Below are 20,259 nucleotides of genomic sequence, written 5' to 3' on the forward strand. Positions count from 1 at the left end.
CGTTGCTGCATCACCGTTCACGTGCATAGCACGTGCGGACTTTCGTAGCGCAGTGTATTTGCGGCGCTTCTGGAAAAAGTGGCTTGCAAAGCGGCATCAGTTGGAAATACGGCGGATACGTTGAGCCGTTCAAATAAGAATTCTTATTGGAGGCAACATGAGTGAACTATGGCGTTTGTCCGCGGCCGAGCTTGCCGGGCTGGTCAAGACCCGCAACGTATCTGCGCGCGAAGCGGCGCTATCCGCGCTGGAGCGGCTCGATGCGGTGAATCCGAAAGTCAATGCAGTGGTTGCGCATCGGCCTGAGCTGGTACTCGAGCAAGCGGATAACGTGGACCGCGCGATAGCGCGCGGCGAAGATCCGGGGCCGCTCGCCGGCGTGCCGGTCACGACGAAGATCAATACTGACCACGCCGGTTTCGCGACCACCAACGGTACGCGGTTGCAGGAGAACCTCGTGGCGCACACCAATAGTCCCGCCGTCGACAATCTCGCGAAGGCTGGTGCGGTGCTGCTTGGCCGGAGCAATTCGCCGACCTTCGCGCTGCGCTGGTTCACCTCGAATCAGGTGCACGGCCGCACGCTTAATCCGCGCAACGCGAAACTGACGCCGGGCGGCTCGACCGGCGGTGGCGCGGCAGCGGTCACGGCGGGCATCGGCCAGCTTGCGCTCGGCACCGACATCGGCGGCTCGTTGCGCTATCCCGCCTACGCATGCGGCGTACACGGGTTGCGGCCGACCTTCGGTCGCGTGCCGGCCTTCAACGCTTCGTCGCCTGAACGCGCAATCGGTGCGCAACTCATGTCCGCGACCGGGCCCATCGCGCGCACTGTGCAGGACCTGCGCCTCGGTCTCGCCGCGCTCGCCGCGGCTGACCTGCGCGATCCCTGGTATATGCCGATGCCGCTCGAAGGACGCGCGGTGCCGCTGCACGCGGCCATCTGTCTGCGGCCGGGCGGCTTGCAGATCGCGAAGGAAGTAGAGGACGCCTTGCTCGACGCCGCGCGCCGTTTGGTCGACGCCGGTTGGACCGTCGAGGAAATCGACGACGTGCCGGCGATTCGCGAAGCCGCGCAATTGCAGGAGAGGCTGTGGCTCGGCGACGGCTTCGCGTCGCTCGCCGACATGGTGGCGAGCGACGGCGATCCTGGTGCGCACGCCGTGGTCGCTGCCGCGCGTCTCAAAGTGAAAGACCTGCCTGCCGATGTGATCAGCCGTTCGCTCGTGAGGCGCACGACGTTGCTGCGTCAATGGCGGCTGTTTCTCGACCAGTACGCGGTTGTGCTGATGCCGGTTTCGTCGGAGCTCCCGTTCCCCGACGACCTCGACATGCAGGGCGCAGCGGGCTTCGACCGCGTGTGGGAAGCACAATTGACGATGCGCGCTTTGCCTGCGATGGGTTTGCCGGGTCTGGCGGTAACGACGCAACTTGTCGACGGCGTGCCGGTCGGCGTTCAGATCGTCGCGGCGCACTTTCGTGAAGACCTGTGCCTGCTCGCCGGCGAAGCGATCGAAGCGCGTGGTGCACCGGCGTCGCCTGTCGATCCGGATTACTGAGTATGTGAAGGCCCGCACTGTGAAGCACATGGGGGCGCGAGCCACCTGTCGTGCGCGTTACGTGCAGCGCGTAACGCAACTTCACAGTGCAGACTACCCCACGCTATACCGATGGCAGCGTGACGGTGACAATAGTCGATCCGCGCAGGCGTTCGGCCAGATCCAGATGAACCGGCCGCTCGCCCAGCCAGCGCAAGAACCCTTTCTGCGTTCGGTGGCCGACCACCACGATATCCGAATTGAAGTTGACCGCGTGTCGCGAGACGGCGTCCGCCGTGCGTCCGAAAGTAAGGTAGCCGTGCGCGGTGACGCCGCTGTCCGCGAGTTTGCCAATGGCCGTTTGCAACGTATGGCGCGCGAATTCTTCGAGGCGGCTGTAGGCGAGATCGCTCAGCATGCCCGCAGAGTGCGCGTTTGCGCCGGCCGGGTCGACGACTGACACCACATCGACTGCGGCCGACAACGCCAGTGAGAGTTGCGAACAACGCGACAACGCGGCTTGGGACTCGGCTGTGCCGTCGTACACGAGCAGCATTCTGAAAAGAGATGACATGTATGTCTATCGCAAGTTAGGGCATGAGGGGCGGTGCTGACACAAAAACACGCCGCCCCGCGCGTTTATTCCCGCTTGACGATGGTGCGGCGCTATCGCGCGGTTTTGCAGTCGTCGTCGAACAGCGCGCCGATGGTTCGGCGCGCACGCGACAGTCGGCTCATCACGGTGCCCACAGGTATCTGCAACGCGTCGGCCGCCTCCTGATAGCCGAAGCCTTCTACGCTCACCAGCAACAGGACGACACGCTGCGTTTCAGGCAGACGCTCGACTGCCGCGATGATCTGATGAGCCAGCGCACCCGCTTCCGACGCGGAGCCCGGATCGGCGACTGTCTCCGACAGCGTGTCGCTCCATTCGGCCTGCAACTGGCTGCGCTGATCGCGCTGCTTCAGATCGTTGAGCCATGTTGAATGGACAATCGAAAACATCCAGTTCAATGCCGAAGTACCGGGGCGCATTTGATGCGCTCGCTCCAAACCCCTTACGCATGCTCTTTGCACCAGCTCTTCCGCGTCGTAGCGATTCCGTGAAAGCCGGAATGCGAACGACCAGAGCCGTGGGAGCATGTCGGGGAGCAGAAGTGAGAGATCGGTTTGCTTCATTGCCCATGTAACGCTGAAAAGAAATGCCACCCCTCTGCCTTGTATGCCGTGTATGTCGCGTGGCCGGTCGAAGTGCTCTCAACCGGTCGAACGCATTCATCAACTGACGCAGGCGGACCGCGCGTTACAGAGAGTTCTTCTGAAGAAGTCCTTACACCTCTCGCGATGCATCGGACATGTTGTCGAGGCGACGACTATCCCTTCTCTGCGACGCGCATTAGCAACTCGAATAACGAAGCCGTACGACGATTGGAACGCCTCAAGGTATCTGGCGTATGTCGGCGAAGTGGAGTTTTGCAATGTTGTGTAGCTGTCGCGCAAATGGATACATTGCAAAAGAATGGAGGGCGAAACTGGAACGTATGTCTCGGGACTGCTGCCCGTTAAACACGCCACGCTAAGAAGAATGAATAGCGCTGCAACAAGGAAGCGTCGCTGCAAGATGTGAAGGAGGTGCTTCCGCGCGTACAGGCGCGCGTCATCGCGGGCGTACTCATGAAACGCGTTCGGCATGGGTGGTGCTGACTGACCAGGCGACGCGTTACAGCGGCAATCATCCCAGTGCCGCTCACCTGGAGATCGCGAGAAGGAAGGGCGGATGCCGCGCGTATGCCGGCGTGATAGCTATAACGCAATCTTCAGGCGGCGCTGCAGCGAGTCGCCTTCGGATTGCCGATGTTCGTGTACGCAGTGCTGACGCAAGTACTCAAAGCTGCCCGTGTTGCGACGCGTGGGCAGTTGTTGAAAGACGTTTGCTCAACTCGCGAACGGGCGTTCGGCTTTGGACAACTGGCCGATGAGTTCCTCGACATTGCTTTCGGAAATCCGTTTTCCGAGCGCACCGAGATCGGTATCGCCGGGCGTGGCGATCAGCGCATAGCTCAGTTTGGCGCGCCGCCACGTGACGACGTCCATGCTGTCCACCTGTTGTTGCGCAAGTGCCGAATCAGCCTTTTCGTCCTTCATCACGCACAGTGCAACAGGCAAGCCTTTTTCGGGTAGATAAACGATCTGCACCAGCGGCTTGTTGTTATAACGCAGCCGCTGTATGCGTTTGAATGTCAGTCCGGCCGAACGAAGGTCGGGCACGCGAATAGGCAGTCCGTCGTCGTGACGGATGTTATCGACAACGTGCGCGGCTGCGGCCATATTGGACGAATCCAACGCGACGGTATCACGCGTGTACAGGCGCTGATAACTGACTGCCGCCATGACCCAGGGCGACGCGCCGGCCTGTGTGCCATCGTGCATGCCGTTCTGCCCTGCCACCTGAGCGGTCGATTGCGCGAAGCCGCCTTGCGCAGCGCCAGGCGCGAAGCGCAGCACCACGCCGCAGCAGAACGCGCCGGCGACGAACGCGACCGCGAGCCACGGTGCGGCAGTGCGTAAGCGCGAGCGTACCGGCAGGGAAGGGCCTGCGAGAGGGTCGGGCTGCGACTCGGGGGCGGCCGCGCGATGGTTGCCGCCCACTGGCGACGCGGCCGCGGGTGTCGCGTACGCGTGCGCAAGCTCGGCGATCTTACGAGTGAGGCTTTCCGGAACCGGCGGCAATGCCTGTTGCTGGAACGCGCGCCGATACGGCAGCACCGACGCTTCGAGTAACGCAACGCGTTCGGCGACATCGGCCGAGGTGCGAATTGCCTTCTCGACTTCCTCGCGCTCGTGCGGCGTTAGTTCGCCATCCACATACGCCATGAGCAGGATGTCGTCCATTTTCATGCCCCTTGGTCCTTACTAATCGCCGCGCTGTGTACGCGTTCTTCTTTTAGGTCACTAAAGAGGGCGCCGATGGCCTGGCGAGCCCGCGAAAGCCGGCTCATTATCGTGCCGATCGGCACGCCCAGCGCCTCGGCCGCTTCCTTGTAGGAAAGGCCCTCCACGCCTACCAGCAGCATAACGACGCGCTGTGATTCGGGCAACCGCTGCACCGCCTTGACGATCTGGCCATCCATGACGTTCTGTTCCGGCGTGCGCGCGGCCGGGTCGGCGACGGTTTCCAGGAAGTCGTCGTCCCAATCCATGCCCGAGCGCCCGCGCACGCTGCGCGCGCGCAGTTCGTTGATCCACGTGGATTGCACGATCGAAAACATCCAGCTGAGCGGCGCGGTGCCCGGTTGCAACTGGTGCGCGCGTTCCAGCGCGCGCACGCAGGCACGCTGCACGAGATCTTCGGCATCGTGCTGATCTCCCGAAATACGCAGCGCGAATGCCCACAAACGCGGCAGCAGCGGCGGAAGCATGGCGGACAGGTCGGCGGCGGTCATTGGCACGAGTCCTCGTCCGATACGGCACTGCCGGCGTGCACCGGCTCGGCGAATAAGTGCTCTCTGATATGACAGGAGCACCGCTGTGGGGTTGATTCGTGCGGCAGGGTCCGCGTCTGACGCGAACGTCGACGCTTGAGGACCGGTTGCGGTATCTGGCGAGTATCCATGGGTTCAGGCGAAATTGGGCAGGCAATCCATCAACACGTAAACAACCCGATCGAATTATTATTCCATCAGGGCTGAAACATAACGCAAATTGCCGTATCGCACTTACCCGGCGCATTGGGGCTTGTTATGACCGGGCGATGAATGGATAGGTAAACAAGCCGAATTGCACCAGATTGAGTCCGAAGTGCGTCAGCATCGCGGCCTGCAGTCCGCCGGCGCGATACGCCAGGCCGTAGCCGAGCCCCGATAGTCCCGCCAGCACAACCAGAGCCGTGCCAGACTGATAGTGCGCGAGACCGAAGAGAACGGCCGCGACGATAAGTCCGAACCACCAGGCTTGCGGCCGCGCGTTCATCAGCCGCGCTATTCCTGCTTGAATATAGCCGCGGAAAAACGCTTCTTCGGCGAACGCAACCAGCAGGAAATTGTTGAGCATCCAGAGCCACGCGAGATGCGGCCACTTCGGCGCCCATGCAATCGAGCCGGCTTCAAACGCAATAAAAAGGCAGACCGCCGACGTGAGCGCACAAGCGCCGAGCGCGGAAACGGCCACGACCGGGAATGATTTCTTCGGCTGAACCCACGGATAGGTGAGCAGCAGCCAAAAGCCGATTAACGGCTTATCGAAGTTCAGATACATCGTATAAGGCGCGGCGTCGGGCGTGAAACGCGCGGCATCGATCACCTTCAGATTCTGAAAGCCCGGTAGCCAGTGCTGAAAGAGGCCGAGCGCGAGGATCGCGAAAACGACATTGCACAGCAGTTTGCCGAGCGGCGAAGGGTTCCACTGCAACAGAATGCCGGTGCACAGCAGTAAGGCAATTGGAACTATCGCGAGTACATGCAATTGTCCAAGTGCGAACGCGAGCCCGTAGCCGATAGCGAGAAGGACTAATGTCAGTCGGCGGGGCGCTCGGAAAATCGCCGTAGCGGCGGCGATGAAGATGGCAATCCATGGCAATGCGGCCATTAGAACTTCCGGAAATATTTAAAGGCTATTGTTTGCTTTGCACCGCGCATTCGCAGCGCATTCACAGCGCAATTACCAGCGCGGACATGCAGCCGAATTAGCACCGAGTCAGCTCACGCTTCAGGCCGGCCGATAAGTCTTGAAGACCGTTGTGCGATGGTAGCCGACTCTCATGTAAACGGGCAGGCCCGCGTCGGTAGCGTGCAGGATGGTCCGCCTGATCGCCGTTGCATGGTACGCGGCATTGAGCGCATAGCGGACGGTGGCCTCGCCGAACCCGTTGCGTTGCGCGTCGGGCCGCGTCGCCACGAGCGCGAGATAGATGGCGCCCTCGTTGACGATTGCCGCCGCGGTCGAGACCGGTTGACCGTTCAGATAACCGATGTAAGCGAAAGCAGTTTTCTTCCAGAACGTCGATCCCGCAAGGCCCGCGCGTCCTGCTTCGAGCGGAAAACCGTATCCTTCGCTGTTGATGTCGGCATAGGCCTGCAATGCCGTTTCGCTGTCGACGCGCGCAAAGTCCAGCACCGGATGCGGCAAGCCCGCTTCGAGCGGCAGGATATCGCCGGCCATACCGGTGATATCGAGCGCGAAAGTCAGATTCTCGCTCGCAGCGATTGCGTCGAGTTCCTCACGCGCCGCACCGCTCAGCAGATCTTCGCAAACGTATACGAGGCCGCTGTGCTGTTTCGCCAGCATATAAGTACGCGACATTCTCAGGCGAACTCGCAGCAGATCGCGATCCGAAATGTTCTCGTTGATGAATAGCGCGTTCCAGAATGGGAACGGGCTGTCCGCCCAGCACACGGAGAGCCCCGCTTTATCACGCAGATCGGCGCCCTTGCGGTCGCCGGCCAGTACTTTCCACATCGACACGTACTGGTCGTTGGATTCGAGGATTTCTGATCTTTTCATGACTATGGGGCTGGTGGATGAAGACGCTATGCACGGCAAAGCAATGGCGCAGAGATGCCTGCTGACGCGTATTTCGAGCGTTGTAACAGTCGAGAACACCTGGGCGTCCGGCTTTATTCCAGTAGCTCGGTGTTTTTGGCAAGACGGGTCGTTATCGCCAGATGCGTCGTTGAAAGCGCGCGGGCAGGTGTCGATCAACGCGGCCCGGACATCGCAGGCATTGAGTTGCTTCCCGATTGCGACAAGGGTCTCAATAGCGGCACCATCGACGTAATCGCGACAGCTACCAGGAAGAGCATCAGATACGACGCGAAATAGCTGTCCGTGCGATCTCGCAGAAAGCCGAAGCTCAACGGCCCGAGCGCCGCCACGAGATAGCCGACGAAGAGCATGAATACGCTCCATGCATTGGTTTCGGCCGGCGTGTGGGTGTTGTCGAGCATTCCCGCGAAAACGGTGCAAACGAGCAGCACGGCCGCCGAGCCTGCGAGCGCGCGGGCGATCATCGCAACGCAAAGCAGAACGAGCGCGGCGACCACCGCGTTGTCCGTGCCGAATCTGCGCGCGACGCCCGGCGCGACCAGCGCGAACACACCCATGCAGATGTCGGGAATCGCAGTGAGCAACGAAGCCTGCGTGTAGCTCAGGCTGAAACTCCTCTGTATCGAATCGAGTACCGGGCCGATCGAAACGATTGGCGGACGCAGCGCGACCGAGAGTATCAGAAGGGCAATGGCCGCTGCCGCTTTCTTTGTATTCGTGGATTCAGGCATGAAATTCCCGGCGTTGTGGCACTCGCGGCCGACGTTGGCATGCGCAACGTCACGGCGACAGCGCGAGGCGCTCGCCGTGACTTACGGCTCTTCTTAACGCAGCGTGCGGAACGCGGCGCGAACTTCGGTTGCGAACAGTTGCGGCTGCTCCCACGCAGCGAAGTGGCCGCCTTTGTCGACTTCGTTGAAATAGATCAGGTTGTGATAGGCGCGCTCGGTCCAGCTACGCGGCGCCTGATAGATCTCCCCGGGAAAGACCGTCACCGCGGCGGGCAACGAGATATCCACGGCATTGAAGTTGTTGGAATGGTCTTCCCAATAGATCTGCGCGGCGGAAGTCGCGCTGTCCGTCAGCCAGTAGAGCGAGATGTCGTCGAGAATTTCGTCGCGCGTGAGCGAGCGTTCCGGCACGCCGCCGCTATATGTCCATTGCGAAATCTTGTCGTACATCCAGGCGGCCTGGCCCACGGGCGAATCCGCGAGTGCATAACCTACGGTTTGCGGGCGGGTCACCATCATCGACGCATAACCGCAATTGTCACGATAGAAAACATTCAGCGAGTTATAGGCCGCTTTCTCTTTCGGCGACAGATCGGCCGGCGCCGGTTCTCCAAGCAGGAGCAAAGTAGCGATATCCGGCGGCACGGTTGCGGGCATGTTGACGTGAATGCCGATCAATCCTTTCACTTTTTGCATCGCCATGCGGTGCGAGATGACCGATCCGCAATCGCCGCCTTGCGAAACGAAACGCGTATAGCCGAGACGCGCCATCAACTCGCCCCACGCGCGAGCGATGTGGTCCGAGCCCCAGCCGGTTGTCTTCGGTTGTCCGGAGAAGCCGAAGCCCGGCAGTGACGGCACGACGATGTGAAACGCGTCGTCGGCGCTTCCGCCGTAAGCGGTGGGGTCGGTGAGCGGCCCGATGACCTTGATGAGTTCGAAAATCGAACCCGGCCAGCCGTGCGTCATGATGAGCGGCAAAGCATTCTTGTGGCGCGAACGTACGTGGATGAACTGGATGTCGAGTCCGTCTATTTCGGTCATGAACATGGGCAGCGCATTCAGTTTCGCTTCGCCTTTACGCCAGTCGTAATCAGTGCCCCAATACTGCGCTAGCGCCTGCATTCTGACGAGCCGCACGCCTTGCGATTCATCAGCGACGGTTTCCTTGCCTGGCCAGCGCGTGGCCGCGATGCGTCGGCGTAGATCGGCAATATCGGCTTCGGGCACGTTGACCTTGAACGGACGAATCTTGCTGCCGCCGGCGGCGGCGAACACCGAGCCGGGAATCAGCCCCATGGCGCCGACTGCGACAGAGGCGGCGAGAACGTGACGTCGAGCGGGAGAAAACGGTGTTGAAGACATGTTTGATTTCCTGACGCTATAAGAAGCCGGCGAGCCGGAATGTTCACGAAGAGAGCGCTTCACAGCCGAACCTGTCGATGCGACTAACCTAGCTGCTTTGATAGAGCTTGCTGAGCGTCAAAGGTGCTGATGGTGGTGCTGGCGTTGGCGTTAGCGCCGGCGGAAGTCGCCGCAAAAGCGGAAGCACTCAGTGCGGAAGCGGCTAAAGCAGCAAGGGCGAAACCCATGATCGAAACTTTCATGTCGTGCTCCTGAAACAGATCGAGTGGAAGCCATCCGTACGGGCATCTGAAAGTCGGCCGTGAACAGTGAGGTCCGCCGCGTCGCGTTGTTCAGATTCCGTCGTTGGAGTGCATTAAAGCCAGACGAGGTATCTGGTGTGTGTCACGGAAGCTGGCTATTGCAATGCCGTGTATCAGTTCGAATCTCATACACATTGAGAAACAAAACTGTCTGTTCATTTGCAATAGCGCTTTGATTGAATCGCGAATATCAGCGGGGAAAGACGTTGCAGGAAAGTAGCGGTTGGCTATACCGCGTTCTATCAACTGCAACGTCAACGGCGCGAATAAATAGCGCGACAAACGCAATTAGAAGAAGCCGACGCGCCGCGTCGTATGCAATCGCTCAGGTATGTATCCGCAACGATTGCACGCCGCGCAGATTATTGCGGCGGTGCCAGTTCAGCTGGTCGAGATCTTCGGGCTGCATCTGCGGAAAGCGCGCGAGAAGATCTCGCAGCGCCACTTCCATTTCGAGCAATGCGAGCCTTGCGCCGAGGCAATAGTGAATGCCGCCGCCGAATGCGAGCGAAGGGACTTTTGAACCACGGTCGAAATCGAGTTGGTCGGGATGCGGGAACACCGCGGGGTCCCGATTCGCTGCGCCGGTCAGCATGAAGACGATCGTGCCGGGCTTGAGCGTCACGTCGTGAATCACCACTTCCTCCAACGCGGTGCGTACCACCATTTGTACTGAACTGTCGAAGCGCATGCACTCGGCAACCGCCTTTGCGATCGCTGCCGGCTCGCGCCTGAGCACTTCTAGTCGCGCCGGATGCCGAAACAGAGCGACCATTGCGTTGCCGATCATGTTCGACGTGGTTTCATGGCCAGCAATGAACAACAGTATGATGTTCGAGACGATTTCGTCGTCGCTTAAGGTCGCGCCTTCGTCCTCGACATGAACCAGCGACGAAACGATGTCGTCGCCGGGCCGTGCGCGGCGCTGCTCGATGACCGTGCGGAAATAGCGTTCTAGCGTGAGCGCGGCTTCATTCGCATCGGCGAGCGCGGCCTCATCGAGCGGCGCGAGATCGAATGCGGCGACGAGGCGGCTCGCGGCCACACCGAGTTGAGTGCCATCAGAAGAGGGGATATCGAGCAGCCGGCAGATGATCTCGACCGGCAATGGCAACGCATACTCGCTCACCAGGTCGAATTGGGCCGCGGAGCCAATGCGATCCAGAAGTTCGCGACTGGTTGCTTCGACTATCTCTCTCTGCTTTTCGACTTGTCGCGCGTTGAACGCTTTCATCAGCAGCGTCCGGAGCTTGGTGTGCACCGGCGGGTTCATCATCAGAAAGGTGCGGCTGAGTGCCTGAAATACCGGTTGTTCAGTGGCCGCGTCGCCGTAACGTGCGCGTACACTTTGCAGATAAGTCTTGCCCATGCGCCGGTCGCGCAACAGCGCGTCGATGATCTCGAAGCGGCCCGTGACCAGCGCATTAGGCCCGACAGGCAGCAGCGGACCTGCCTCCCGCAGCTTTTCGTACATCGGATAGGGATCGGTAAAGAAGGCGGGAGACGAGAAAGTCGCGAAATTCATCGTGCGGGGTGTTCCAGTAAGTCGGTGGACGGACGGCTACGCCGGTTGCAACCGATAACACCCGGCAGGCCTGTCTTATTCCACCCGCCACAGCGAATTGTGTCCAAGCGGAGGAAGGTCAATGTGAGCCGTCATCGTTTTGTATCCCAATGTGTCTGCATGCCGGGGCGTTACATAACGTTGCACCGGCGCGGAGCGCCGACATACGCCAGATACCTGGAGAGTGTCTAATGATTCCATGCCAGCCGGACTGGCGCTTGCAGAACCCGAAAACGCAAACGGGCGTTTGCGTCGAAAGACATTCTCTTGAGGTGGATATCATGAAAGTCATTCAATCGCTGATTGTCGTCGCTTCCGTTGCCGCCGCCGTTGCGCTGCCATCTGTATCGTTCGCGCAGTCGAACCAGCCGCTGACCCGCGCGGAAGTCCGTGCGCAACTGGTCGAATTGCAGAACGCCGGCTATAACCCCGCGAGCGATCAAACGCAGTATCCGAAGAACATCCAGGCCGCAGAGGCGCGTGTCGACGCACAGAAGAATGTGCTCGCGTCATCGTATGGATCGTCTACTTACGGCAGCTCGGCTTCCGGATCGCCGCATTCGTCCGAGTCGGATGTCATCGGCCTCGGCCCGATCTACGCCAAGCCGTAACGAAACACACCGTTCATTTATCCAACTGCCTGTATTCATTTCGACGATTGACCTGTTCGTACGCCGTTGATCGCGTGCGGACCCGTTAGAAGTTCTTTCCGCGAGTGTATGCAGGTCCTACCAAGCTTTCGTACAAGAAAAGGAAATAGCCATGTCTGAACAGGTCAATACGCGGCGGCGCCGTCTGCTCGGCACGACGGTCGCAGGCATCAGCCTGATGGAACTCGGTTTGAGCGGACTCGCGCACGCGCAGACGAGCGGCACGAAATCCGGAACGGGCGCCACGTCGTTCGAGAACTTACGGCAGATCAACGCCGGCACGCTGAACATCGGATACGCGGAAACAGGCCCGCAAAACGGCCCCGTCGTCATTCTGGTGCACGGTTGGCCGTACGACATCTATAGCTACGTGGAAGTCGCGCCGTTACTGGCCGCGGCCGGCTACCGCGTGATCGTGCCGTACCTGCGCGGCTACGGCTCGACGCGCATTCTCTCGGCGGATACGCCGCGCAACGGCCAGCAGGCGGTTATCGCGGTCGACATCATCAACCTGATGGACGCGCTGAAGATCGACAAGGCCATTTTCGGCGGCTTCGACTGGGGCGCGCGCACCGTGAACATCATCGCGGCACTGTGGCCGGAGCGCTGCAAGGCGATGGTGTCGGTGAGCGGTTATCTGATTGGCAGTCAGGAAGCCAATAAAGCGCCGCTGCCGCCGAAAGCGGAACTTGCCTGGTGGTATCAGTTCTACTTCGCGACCGAGCGCGGCGTAGCCGGCTACGACGCAAACCGTCACGAGTTCAACAAGCTGATCTGGCATACGGCCTCGCCGAAATGGAATTTCGACGACGCGACGTACGAACGCACGGCGGCATCGTTCGTCAATCCCGATCACGTCGCGATCGTGATTCACAACTACCGCTGGCGTCTCGGCCTCGCGTCCGGCGAACCGAAATACGACGACCTGGAGAAGCGCCTCGCGATGGGTCCGACCATCTCCGTGCCGACCATCACGATGGAAGGCGACGCCAACGGCGCGCCGCATCCGGAGCCGTCGGCCTACGCGAAGAAGTTCACAGGCAAGTACGCGCATCGCAACATCGGCGGCGGCGTGGGGCATAACCTGCCGCAGGAAGCGCCGAAAGCTTTCGCCGACGCCGTCATCGACGTCGCCCGTTTCTGAGCGGACGAACGGGAGACACGCAATGCGAAAGATCCGGCTTGCACAGGTTGCGCTAAATGCGGCGCTCCTGCTTGGCACGGTGGGAAATCATGCGCTGGCGGAGCCTGCGAAGTCAGCGCCCTCGCCAATCTACGGGGTGACGATTCCCGATGGCTACCGCAAGTGGCAGATGATTGCGCCTGCGGAAGAGGCCGCGCCGCTCGACGAACTGCGCGTGGTGCTTGGTAATCCCGCCGCGATCAAGGCAATCGAGAAGTCGACGTTGCCGTATCCCGACGGTACCATCCTGGTCAAGCTTGCGTACAAGCGCAAGCAGTCGCCCGAGTTCGCGACGGCGACCATCCCCGGAGAGCCCACTACCGTGCAGGTGATGGTCAAGGACTCGCGCCGTTATGCGTCAACAGGAGGCTGGGGTTTCGGGCGTTTCGTCAACGGACAGCCGGTTGACGCCGCGCAGCACGAGACTTGCTTCGCGTGTCACGCGGCGAAGGTCAAGGATCGCGATTATGTGTTCACGCGATTTGCGCCGTAGCCGAGGCGGCGCGCGCAGTGGATGCGTCTGAGTGTTTCAGAAGGGCGGGCCGCAGCGATGCGAAAACATCGCTGCGGCCCGTTCGAACGTTACGGCGTTCTTCGCTCCGCTATGAGCGCACGGCGAGCCGCTCGACCGCGAATTTCGCAAGGCGTCGCAGCGCAGCCGGCGTCATGCCTGCGCGTGCATTCAACTGAATGCTTTGCATGGTGCTGCCGATGAACAGCGCCACTTCTTCCGTGTTCATTTGCGGATCGATCTCGCCGTCGCGCTGCGCCTGTTCGATGCGAGCGAGCAAGTGCTGCTTCAGGCGCTTCGCACCTGCTGCGCGGATCGCAACGAGATCGGCATCGCTTGCGCCGAACTCGGCGGCGCTGTTCACGCCCATGCAACCGTTTGCGCGCTCGGCGGCGTCGGCCGCAATCGCGCCAAGCAACATCGCCTTGATGCCGGCTAGTGCCGACGCGCCGCGTGTGAGCCGCTCGACGTGGGCCGAGATGCTGTGCTGCTGATAACGGTCGAGCGCTTCCAGGTAGAGCTTGCGCTTGTCGCCGAATGCGTTGTACAGACTTTGCCGGCCAATTTCCATGGCCGCGAGCAGGTCGTCCGTGGACGTCGCCGAGTAACCCTTGGACCAGAACACGCGCATGGCGCGATCCAGCGCTTCGTCCCGATCGAATTCACGTGGTCTCACCATATCTTCAGCCTGGTAGTTGTGGACTGAGCAATCAATAAAAAAGTTTCGCCGTATGTGCTGCGGCTAGCCGCCGCTTGCGCGGCTGGATGCCCGTTTTTGCGGTTTGTGTCTCTGTGCGTTTCCGCGTGCGAACATCGGCATGCGTTCCTCGATCCATTTCAACAGTTCGAGCGGGCCGGCGGCGAGCGGCCGGTCGGCTTTGACCAGCACTCTAGCCTGTGCGCTTTCAAAGAGCGGATGGGCGACCGGAACGGTGGTGAACTCGTCGCTGGCGAGTTCGCGGTATGCGGCGAATGCTCCGATCAACGTCATGAAATTCTCCGCCGTGACGAAGCGCTTGAGGGCGCTCAACGAGTTGGTGGTCAAAGTGGGGCGGATCGACACGTTCGCGGCCACCTGCGCCATCGACACGACATGACCGATGCCGAACGTAGACGGCATGAGCGCGAGCGGATAGGCCTGCAGATCCTCGAGACGCGCCGGGCCGCCACGTTTGACCAGAGGATGGTCTTTTCTCAGCAGCAGCACAACCGGCTGCGCGGAACTCGCCCGATACGCGATGCGCGCGTGCGGCGGTGGATTATAGGCGAGACCGATGTGGGCGCGATTCTCCGCGACCTCGTCGAGGATCGCGTCTACCGCCAGCATCGTCATGCTGACTTCCAGACCGGGATAGCACGTGCAGAACGGCGCCAGCACGTCGTCGACGAAGGTATCGACGAAACCTTCGCTGACGGCCAGTTGAATTTGCCCGGTGCGCAGACCCCTCAGCGCGTGCAGCTGGTCTTCGAGCTTCTCCTGTTGCGAGCGGTAGCCGCGCCAGAACTCGAGCAGATGCATGGCGGCTTCGGTCGGCTTGACGCCGCGCGCCTGGCGCTCGAACAGTACGGCACCCAGTTCGTCTTCGAGCAGCTTGATCTGCCGCGTGATGACCGACGGCGACGTGTTGATGTGTTCGGCGGCTCCGCGAATCGTGCCGTGACTGAGCACCTCGTGGAAATAGCGTAGCCGCTGCTGGTTGATTTCTCGCATTTGATCGCTCCGACCGCCGGACCTTTCGCTCACCGCAGGTTTGGTGAGTGTTGCCCATAAGACAACGATATGTGAACTTAGTTGCTCTTGCTAGTCCGTTTTTGCGCTGCCACCATCGACTCAACCCCTGCAACTGGCCAGCAAGGCATACGGAGACAACCATGTCCGCAATCCATCCCTCGGCCGCCGGCGATCCCGCCGCCGCGCTCTACAGCAAGCTTAACTGGCGGCTGCTGCCGTTCCTTGTGGCCTGCTACATGTTCGCCTATCTCGACCGCGTCAACGTCGGCTTCGCGAAATTGCAGATGCAGTCCGACCTCGGTTTCTCCGACGCCGCATATGGCGTGGGCGCGGGCATTTTCTTCATCGGCTATGTGTTGTTCGAATTGCCGAGCAATCTGATGCTGCCGAAAGTCGGCGCTCGCAAGACGTTCAGCCGCATTCTGGTGCTGTGGGGTATCACGTCGGCGTGCATGCTGTTCGTGCGAAGCGTGCCGGCGTTTTACGCGATGCGCTTTTTGCTGGGCGTCTTCGAAGCGGGCTTCGCGCCGGGCATGATCTATTACCTGTCGTGCTGGTACGGTCCGGCGCGCATGGCGCGCGCCATTGCGTTGGTGTTCGTTGCGGGCCCGCTGGGCGGCATTGTCGGCGGACCGGTGTCGGCGTGGCTGATGACGAGCCTCGCCGGCGTCGGCGGGCTCGCCGGCTGGCAATGGATGTTCCTCGTGGAGGGTCTGCCGTGCATCGTGCTGGGCCTGCTGACGCTGCGCGTGATATCCGATCGGCCCGCCGATGCGCGCTGGCTCGATGACGGCGAAAAAGCACTGCTCAACGGCGAAACGGCGCCGACCCAGCATCGCGCGGATTCGTTCAAGGCGGTGCTGAAAAGCCCGCGAGTTTATGTGCTCGCGCTCGCGTACTTCAGCGTCATCTTTCCGATCTACGCGATCAGTTTCTGGCTGCCCACGTTGCTCAAGGAGCAAGGCGTGACGGATACGGTGCGCCTTGGCTGGTACACGGCCATTCCCTACGTGGCGGCTGCCGTCTGCATGTATCTCGCAGGCCGCAGTTCCGACCGTTTCGGCGAGCGCCGCTATCACTGCGCGATTCCCGCACTGGGCGCCGCGGTTTGCCTGATCTCCACGGTCTTTGCCGACGGCAATCTCCCGCTCACGCTTCTCGCACTGACGCTGGGCACCGCGTGCTTGTGGATGGCTTACACGGTGTTCTGGGCTATTCCGTCGCAGCTCGTCGAAGGGACGGCGGCGGCGGGCGGCATCGCGCTCATCAATACCGTTGGACTGTCGGGCGGCTTCTGGGGGCCGGCGGTGGTCGGCTGGACCAAGGCGGGGACCGGCGGCATGCATGCGGGGCTTCTCGTCATGGCGTGCGCCGCCGCGCTGGCCGCCATTCTGATCCTGAAGGGCAAGTTGACGATGAAACAGCAATAGCCGCTTCACAGCGGGCTTCGCAGATATATATCGCGACATCACAGATAGGTATCCGAATTAATTGGTAAGTGCTGCGTCGTGCTGTGGCGCAGCAGTGAAACACATCAAGGTGAACCACATGAAAATCCTGATTGCCGGTTTCCAGCATGAAACCAATACGTTCGCGCCGACCAAGGCGTCTTATGAGAGCTTCGTCCAGGGCGAAGGCTTCCCGCCGATGGTTCGCGGCGCGGACGTGTTTAACCTGCGCGACGTCAACGTGCCGATCGGCGGCTTCATCAAGGTCATGGAAGCGAACGGCCGCGAACTGAAGCCGGTGATCTGGGCGGGCGCGAGCGCGTCGGCACATGTCACCACGGATGCGTTCGAGCGGATCGGCGGCGAGATCATCGCGGCCGTCGAGCAATGCGGCTTCGACGCGATCTATCTGGACCTGCACGGCGCAATGGTGACCGAGCAGCACGACGACGGCGAGGGCGAGTTGCTCGAACGCGTCCGGCGGATCGTCGGCGATCGCATGCCCGTGGTCGTATCGCTCGATCTGCATGCCAACGTCACGGCCCGCATGTTCGCTCATGCGAGTGCGCTCGTCGCGTACCGCACGTATCCGCACGTCGACATGGCGGAAACCGGCGAGCGCGCCGCGCGGATTCTCGAAGATCTGATGTGGGAGCAGCGCCCGTTGCATTGCGCGGTACGCCGGGTTCCTTTTCTGATTCCGGTGAACGGCATGTGCACGCTCGTCGAGCCGGCGAACGACATGTACCGCATGCTCGCCGATCTCGAGAAGCGCCCGGTCGTATCGGTATCGTTCGCACCCGGCTTCCCGGCGGCGGATTTCCCTGAATGCGGTCCGACTATCTGGGCCTATTCGTTCGACGAAGACGCGGCAACGCAGGCCGCCGACGCATTGTTTGCCAGGATCGTCGGCGAGGAAGCGCGCTGGGACGTGCCGTTTCTCTCACCTGACGAAGCCGCGCTCGAAGCGATTCGCGTGAGCGCATCCGCATCGCGCCCGGTCATCATCGCCGACACGCAGGACAACCCGGGCGTGGGCGGCGACTCGAACACGATGGGCATGGTGCGCGCGCTGTTGCGTAACGGCGCGAAGGATGCGGCGGTCGGCGTGATCTGGGACGCACAGGCGGCGGCCGCGGCACATCGCGCGGGCGTCGGGGCGCGCATTGCGCTGCGGCTCGGCGGCGGTGCCGGCGTGGAGGGCGATGCGCCGCTCGAAGCCGAGTTCGAAGTCGAGCACCTGTCGGACGGACGCTTCCGTTTCGACGGGCCGATGCTCAACGGCATGGAAGGCGAGCTGGGTCCGGTCGCGTGCCTGCGAATTGAAGGCGTGCGGATCGCGGTGAGCTCCGTGAAAATGCAGGTCTTCGACCGCAATCTGTTCCGCGTGGCGGGCATTGAACCCGAGCGAATGAAGATTCTGGTCAACAAGAGTTCTGTCCATTTCCGCGCAGATTTCGAAGCGATCGCAGAGGCGATTCTCGTCGCCAAAGCGCCGGGCCCGATGGCCGCCGATCCGGCGGATCTGCCGTGGACGCATCTCGATCCGGAAATGCGGGTGCGGCCACTCGGTCCGTCGTTCAGTGATTTCAATACGGTAGCCGGCTGATTCGCTTCACTGCGTCTTTGTATCGCAGTGTATCCAGGCCGTGCCCCGATAAACACGCTTGCATTAAACGGGTTCGCGAAAACATTCCAGATACGTCGGCGGGTTCAAATGTCGTCACGCAAGGTTGATTCGCAACACTGCGCCCGATTCGGGTGACACGCTAGCTCGCAGATATGGGCTGCAGAGTGTTTCAACCGAACTTCTGACCTTTGAATGCCGTCGTTTTCTGGAGAAAGCTCATGAAATTCGTTCAATCCCTTCTCGTTGCAGCACTCGTTGCCGTCCCCGCTGTTTCGTTCGCCCAGTCGAGTCACGCGGTGACGCGCGCCGAGGTGCGCGCGGAACTCGTCCAGTTGCAGAAGGCGGGCTACAACCCGGCCAGCGACAGCACGCAATATCCGAAGAACATCGAAGCCGCTGAAGCGCGCGTTGCCGCGCAGAACGCTTCGGCCGCCGCGGCATATGGCGGCGTCGTGCAAAGCCGTTCGGCTGCGGGGTCGCGCGCACAGACGACCGGCGCATCGGCGCCGCAGCAGGGCGTGGTCGGTCTCGGCCGGATCTACGCGCACTCGTGATTTACGCGGCGGCGCGCGTTCGCCGCGCGTCGTCTGCGCAATAGTTCAATCAACGTCAACTCCTTTCTGCCGGAAGAAAAATCAATGACCAGGCTTCTCAAGAAATTCGTCGGTTCCGCGCTGCTGCTCGGCGGACTGTTCGCGCTGCAAGCATCGCACGCGGTGCCGCCGCAGGACCTGAAGGGCAAGAACATCGTGCTGGTGCACGGCGCATTCGCCGACGGTTCAAGTTGGGAGAAAGTGATTCCGCTGCTCGAAGCGCGCGGGGCGCACGTGGTCGCAGTGCAAAATCCACTGAGCTCGCTGGCCGACGACGTTGCCGCGACGAAACGCGTGATCGAGCAGCAAAACGGACCTGTGGTTCTGGTCGGCCATTCGTGGGCAGGCGTGGTAATCAGCGAGGCGGGCAACGAAGACAAGGTGAAAAACCTGGTCTACGTGGCGGCGTTCGCGCCTGATAGCGGTCAATCGATCGAAGACATCACGAAAGGCAAGCCGGCGCCCGTGTGGGCGAGCGAATTGCAAAAAGACTCGGCCGGCTATCTGACGCTGTCGACCAAAGCGGTGCTCGAAGATTTCGCGCAAGACGTGCCTTTGCCGCAGCGCCGTGTGATCGCCGCAACGCAAGGTCCGTGGGCTTCGGCATGTATCGGCGAGAAGGTCACGAAAGCAGCGTGGCATGACAAGCCGTCGTACTTTGTGGTGACCGAACGCGACCGCATGATCGATCCTGGCCTGCAAAAGACGATGGCGAAGAACATCGGCGCGCACGTCACGTTGGCGAATGCAAGCCACGTCGCGATGGTCAGCCAGCCGAAGCTTGTCGCCGACACGATCATCGCCGCAGCGAACGCCGCGCAATAAGCGGCAATAAGCGGCAAAACAGCAGCAAACTCGCTGCGAGCTTCATCAGTTATTCGCCCGCTTACCACGTGAGCGGGCGAATAAACTTTTGTTCAAACCGACACGTTAATCTGTTGTCCAGACGCTTTCTGTTGTTGCATCTCTTGCTGTGCCTCCATCTCCTTCTTCAGCATTTCCCGGACTTTCGCCATAACCTTCTCGCGCTCTTCCGGCGACATCTTCTTCAGTTCTTCTTCTGTGACTCCCAGCTTCGCGAGGATCATTTTTTCCATGCGCTCGCCGGGCGTGCCGTTCACATAATCGGTGAGTTCGGCCAATAGCGACTGGAACGACGGCTTATTGCTGCTGCTCGCGCCGACCGACGTCGAGCCCGAATTCGCAGATGTACCGGCGACGCTATTCACTTTCGAAAAATCGATGGTCATTGTTTTCCCCGAAGTTGGCTGCGACTGACCGGCTGCAGCGGACGATTGTTAATTATGGATCAGTTGGTCCATAATAGGGCGTGCTTTTTCCGAAGGCAAGTCCGCAACGGCCTGTTTCAGGCCGTTATAACGTGAACAGTACTGCTTCGTAATCAGGACAGTTCTAGTTATCGAGAGGGTACAGTTGTCGTGCTTTGATACGTACGATCGTACAGATTCTGC

At 61.0% G+C, this 20,259-nt stretch carries 21 protein-coding genes; 8 read left to right on the plus strand and 13 right to left on the minus strand.

Features of this window, described 5'->3' with window-relative positions; all coding sequences use genetic code 11:
* Positions 1-157: 157 nt before the first annotated feature.
* Entirely contained in the window at positions 158-1,558 is a 1,401-nt protein-coding gene (locus BCA01S_RS24495) for an amidase family protein (protein WP_027779187.1), read from the plus strand.
* Positions 1,559-1,661: 103 nt separating this feature from the next.
* Here BCA01S_RS24495 and BCA01S_RS24500 read toward each other — a convergent pair whose 3' ends face one another.
* The 10 genes from BCA01S_RS24500 to BCA01S_RS24545 form a co-directional block, all read right to left on the minus strand.
* Positions 1,662-2,111: a universal stress protein gene (locus BCA01S_RS24500; protein WP_244145943.1), complete on the minus strand. Its 450-nt coding sequence runs from the start codon at positions 2,109-2,111 to the stop codon at positions 1,662-1,664.
* A 92-nt stretch (positions 2,112-2,203) separates the two neighbouring features.
* On the minus strand, positions 2,204-2,716 hold the full coding sequence (locus tag BCA01S_RS24505) for an RNA polymerase sigma factor (protein WP_027779189.1): 513 nt from the start codon (positions 2,714-2,716) through the stop codon (positions 2,204-2,206).
* 756 nt (positions 2,717-3,472) lie between these two features.
* A complete protein-coding gene (locus BCA01S_RS24510; protein ID WP_027779190.1) occupies positions 3,473-4,435 on the minus strand; it encodes an anti-sigma factor in 963 nt (320 codons plus the stop codon).
* Positions 4,432-4,980 carry an RNA polymerase sigma factor gene (locus BCA01S_RS24515; RefSeq protein ID WP_027779191.1) on the minus strand — a complete coding sequence of 183 codons (549 nt, stop codon included), beginning with the start codon at positions 4,978-4,980 and terminating at the stop codon, positions 4,432-4,434. The genes BCA01S_RS24510 and BCA01S_RS24515 overlap by 4 nt, the downstream gene beginning before the upstream one ends.
* Before the next feature lie 295 nt (positions 4,981-5,275).
* A complete protein-coding gene (locus BCA01S_RS24520) occupies positions 5,276-6,121 on the minus strand; it encodes a CPBP family intramembrane glutamic endopeptidase (RefSeq protein ID WP_027779192.1) in 846 nt (281 codons plus the stop codon).
* 120 nt (positions 6,122-6,241) lie between these two features.
* Positions 6,242-7,036 carry a GNAT family N-acetyltransferase gene (locus BCA01S_RS35215; RefSeq protein WP_042319305.1) on the minus strand — a complete coding sequence of 265 codons (795 nt, stop codon included), beginning with the start codon at positions 7,034-7,036 and terminating at the stop codon, positions 6,242-6,244.
* A 194-nt stretch (positions 7,037-7,230) separates the two neighbouring features.
* Entirely contained in the window at positions 7,231-7,809 is a 579-nt protein-coding gene (locus tag BCA01S_RS24530; protein WP_027779193.1) for an MFS transporter, read from the minus strand.
* Positions 7,810-7,902: 93 nt separating this feature from the next.
* The gene (locus BCA01S_RS24535) at positions 7,903-9,174 is read right to left on the minus strand and encodes an epoxide hydrolase family protein (protein ID WP_027779194.1); all 1,272 of its coding nucleotides are present in this window, start codon (positions 9,172-9,174) and stop codon (positions 7,903-7,905) included.
* An 83-nt stretch (positions 9,175-9,257) separates the two neighbouring features.
* On the minus strand, positions 9,258-9,416 hold the full coding sequence (locus tag BCA01S_RS36760; RefSeq protein WP_174447082.1) for a hypothetical protein: 159 nt from the start codon (positions 9,414-9,416) through the stop codon (positions 9,258-9,260).
* 385 nt (positions 9,417-9,801) lie between these two features.
* A complete protein-coding gene (locus BCA01S_RS24545) occupies positions 9,802-11,001 on the minus strand; it encodes a cytochrome P450 (RefSeq protein WP_027779195.1) in 1,200 nt (399 codons plus the stop codon).
* A gap of 320 nt (positions 11,002-11,321) precedes the next feature.
* On the opposite strand from BCA01S_RS24545, the gene BCA01S_RS24550 reads away from it, so the two are divergent.
* The 3 genes from BCA01S_RS24550 (at position 11,322) to BCA01S_RS24560 (ending at position 13,366) form a co-directional block, all read left to right on the plus strand.
* Positions 11,322-11,651: a DUF4148 domain-containing protein gene (locus BCA01S_RS24550; protein WP_027779196.1), complete on the plus strand. Its 330-nt coding sequence runs from the start codon at positions 11,322-11,324 to the stop codon at positions 11,649-11,651.
* A gap of 151 nt (positions 11,652-11,802) precedes the next feature.
* Positions 11,803-12,834 (plus strand): alpha/beta fold hydrolase, encoded by a 1,032-nt coding sequence (locus BCA01S_RS24555; protein ID WP_027779197.1) that lies wholly within the window; start codon positions 11,803-11,805, stop codon positions 12,832-12,834.
* Positions 12,835-12,856: 22 nt separating this feature from the next.
* Positions 12,857-13,366, plus strand: coding sequence for a cytochrome P460 family protein (locus tag BCA01S_RS24560; RefSeq protein ID WP_027779198.1), 510 nt, complete (start codon positions 12,857-12,859; stop codon positions 13,364-13,366).
* Positions 13,367-13,475: 109 nt separating this feature from the next.
* Here the strand turns inward: BCA01S_RS24560 and BCA01S_RS24565 are convergent, their stop codons facing one another.
* The gene (locus BCA01S_RS24565; protein ID WP_027779199.1) at positions 13,476-14,063 is read right to left on the minus strand and encodes a TetR/AcrR family transcriptional regulator; all 588 of its coding nucleotides are present in this window, start codon (positions 14,061-14,063) and stop codon (positions 13,476-13,478) included.
* Between the two features lie 63 nt (positions 14,064-14,126).
* On the minus strand, positions 14,127-15,095 hold the full coding sequence (locus BCA01S_RS24570) for a LysR family transcriptional regulator (RefSeq protein ID WP_027779200.1): 969 nt from the start codon (positions 15,093-15,095) through the stop codon (positions 14,127-14,129).
* Positions 15,096-15,256: 161 nt separating this feature from the next.
* Here BCA01S_RS24570 and BCA01S_RS24575 point away from each other — a divergent pair, with 161 nt between their 5' ends.
* The 4 genes from BCA01S_RS24575 to BCA01S_RS24590 all read left to right on the plus strand — a co-directional run bounded on the left by BCA01S_RS24575 (position 15,257) and on the right by BCA01S_RS24590 (position 19,612).
* Positions 15,257-16,546, plus strand: coding sequence for an MFS transporter (locus BCA01S_RS24575; RefSeq protein WP_027779201.1), 1,290 nt, complete (start codon positions 15,257-15,259; stop codon positions 16,544-16,546).
* 118 nt (positions 16,547-16,664) lie between these two features.
* Positions 16,665-18,173, plus strand: a complete 1,509-nt coding sequence (locus BCA01S_RS24580; protein WP_027779202.1) for a M81 family metallopeptidase — start codon at positions 16,665-16,667, stop codon at positions 18,171-18,173.
* A 239-nt stretch (positions 18,174-18,412) separates the two neighbouring features.
* The gene (locus BCA01S_RS24585; protein ID WP_027779203.1) at positions 18,413-18,748 is read left to right on the plus strand and encodes a DUF4148 domain-containing protein; all 336 of its coding nucleotides are present in this window, start codon (positions 18,413-18,415) and stop codon (positions 18,746-18,748) included.
* A gap of 84 nt (positions 18,749-18,832) precedes the next feature.
* On the plus strand, positions 18,833-19,612 hold the full coding sequence (locus BCA01S_RS24590) for an alpha/beta fold hydrolase (protein WP_027779204.1): 780 nt from the start codon (positions 18,833-18,835) through the stop codon (positions 19,610-19,612).
* A 92-nt stretch (positions 19,613-19,704) separates the two neighbouring features.
* Here the strand turns inward: BCA01S_RS24590 and BCA01S_RS24595 are convergent, their stop codons facing one another.
* The gene (locus tag BCA01S_RS24595; protein WP_027779205.1) at positions 19,705-20,037 is read right to left on the minus strand and encodes a hypothetical protein; all 333 of its coding nucleotides are present in this window, start codon (positions 20,035-20,037) and stop codon (positions 19,705-19,707) included.
* Positions 20,038-20,259: the final 222 nt, after the last annotated feature.

The sequence above is a fragment of the Paraburkholderia caledonica NBRC 102488 genome, from assembly GCF_000685095.1.
Classification (GTDB): domain Bacteria; phylum Pseudomonadota; class Gammaproteobacteria; order Burkholderiales; family Burkholderiaceae; genus Paraburkholderia; species Paraburkholderia caledonica.

What these genes read in the sequence shown, in the direction of transcription:
- BCA01S_RS24495 (WP_027779187.1), top strand. Translation starts at nt 158, where the DNA reads ATGAGTGAACTATGGCGTTTGTCCGCGGCCGAGCTTGCCGGGCTGGTC.
- BCA01S_RS24500 (WP_244145943.1), bottom strand. Translation starts at nt 2,111, where the DNA reads ATGTCATCTCTTTTCAGAATGCTGCTCGTGTACGACGGCACAGCCGAG.
- BCA01S_RS24505 (WP_027779189.1), bottom strand. Translation starts at nt 2,716, where the DNA reads ATGAAGCAAACCGATCTCTCACTTCTGCTCCCCGACATGCTCCCACGG.
- BCA01S_RS24510 (WP_027779190.1), bottom strand. Translation starts at nt 4,435, where the DNA reads ATGAAAATGGACGACATCCTGCTCATGGCGTATGTGGATGGCGAACTA.
- BCA01S_RS24515 (WP_027779191.1), bottom strand. Translation starts at nt 4,980, where the DNA reads ATGACCGCCGCCGACCTGTCCGCCATGCTTCCGCCGCTGCTGCCGCGT.
- BCA01S_RS24520 (WP_027779192.1), bottom strand. Translation starts at nt 6,121, where the DNA reads ATGGCCGCATTGCCATGGATTGCCATCTTCATCGCCGCCGCTACGGCG.
- BCA01S_RS35215 (WP_042319305.1), bottom strand. Translation starts at nt 7,036, where the DNA reads ATGAAAAGATCAGAAATCCTCGAATCCAACGACCAGTACGTGTCGATG.
- BCA01S_RS24530 (WP_027779193.1), bottom strand. Translation starts at nt 7,809, where the DNA reads ATGCCTGAATCCACGAATACAAAGAAAGCGGCAGCGGCCATTGCCCTT.
- BCA01S_RS24535 (WP_027779194.1), bottom strand. Translation starts at nt 9,174, where the DNA reads ATGTCTTCAACACCGTTTTCTCCCGCTCGACGTCACGTTCTCGCCGCC.
- BCA01S_RS36760 (WP_174447082.1), bottom strand. Translation starts at nt 9,416, where the DNA reads ATGAAAGTTTCGATCATGGGTTTCGCCCTTGCTGCTTTAGCCGCTTCC.
- BCA01S_RS24545 (WP_027779195.1), bottom strand. Translation starts at nt 11,001, where the DNA reads ATGAATTTCGCGACTTTCTCGTCTCCCGCCTTCTTTACCGATCCCTAT.
- BCA01S_RS24550 (WP_027779196.1), top strand. Translation starts at nt 11,322, where the DNA reads ATGAAAGTCATTCAATCGCTGATTGTCGTCGCTTCCGTTGCCGCCGCC.
- BCA01S_RS24555 (WP_027779197.1), top strand. Translation starts at nt 11,803, where the DNA reads ATGTCTGAACAGGTCAATACGCGGCGGCGCCGTCTGCTCGGCACGACG.
- BCA01S_RS24560 (WP_027779198.1), top strand. Translation starts at nt 12,857, where the DNA reads ATGCGAAAGATCCGGCTTGCACAGGTTGCGCTAAATGCGGCGCTCCTG.
- BCA01S_RS24565 (WP_027779199.1), bottom strand. Translation starts at nt 14,063, where the DNA reads ATGGTGAGACCACGTGAATTCGATCGGGACGAAGCGCTGGATCGCGCC.
- BCA01S_RS24570 (WP_027779200.1), bottom strand. Translation starts at nt 15,095, where the DNA reads ATGCGAGAAATCAACCAGCAGCGGCTACGCTATTTCCACGAGGTGCTC.
- BCA01S_RS24575 (WP_027779201.1), top strand. Translation starts at nt 15,257, where the DNA reads ATGTCCGCAATCCATCCCTCGGCCGCCGGCGATCCCGCCGCCGCGCTC.
- BCA01S_RS24580 (WP_027779202.1), top strand. Translation starts at nt 16,665, where the DNA reads ATGAAAATCCTGATTGCCGGTTTCCAGCATGAAACCAATACGTTCGCG.
- BCA01S_RS24585 (WP_027779203.1), top strand. Translation starts at nt 18,413, where the DNA reads ATGAAATTCGTTCAATCCCTTCTCGTTGCAGCACTCGTTGCCGTCCCC.
- BCA01S_RS24590 (WP_027779204.1), top strand. Translation starts at nt 18,833, where the DNA reads ATGACCAGGCTTCTCAAGAAATTCGTCGGTTCCGCGCTGCTGCTCGGC.
- BCA01S_RS24595 (WP_027779205.1), bottom strand. Translation starts at nt 20,037, where the DNA reads ATGACCATCGATTTTTCGAAAGTGAATAGCGTCGCCGGTACATCTGCG.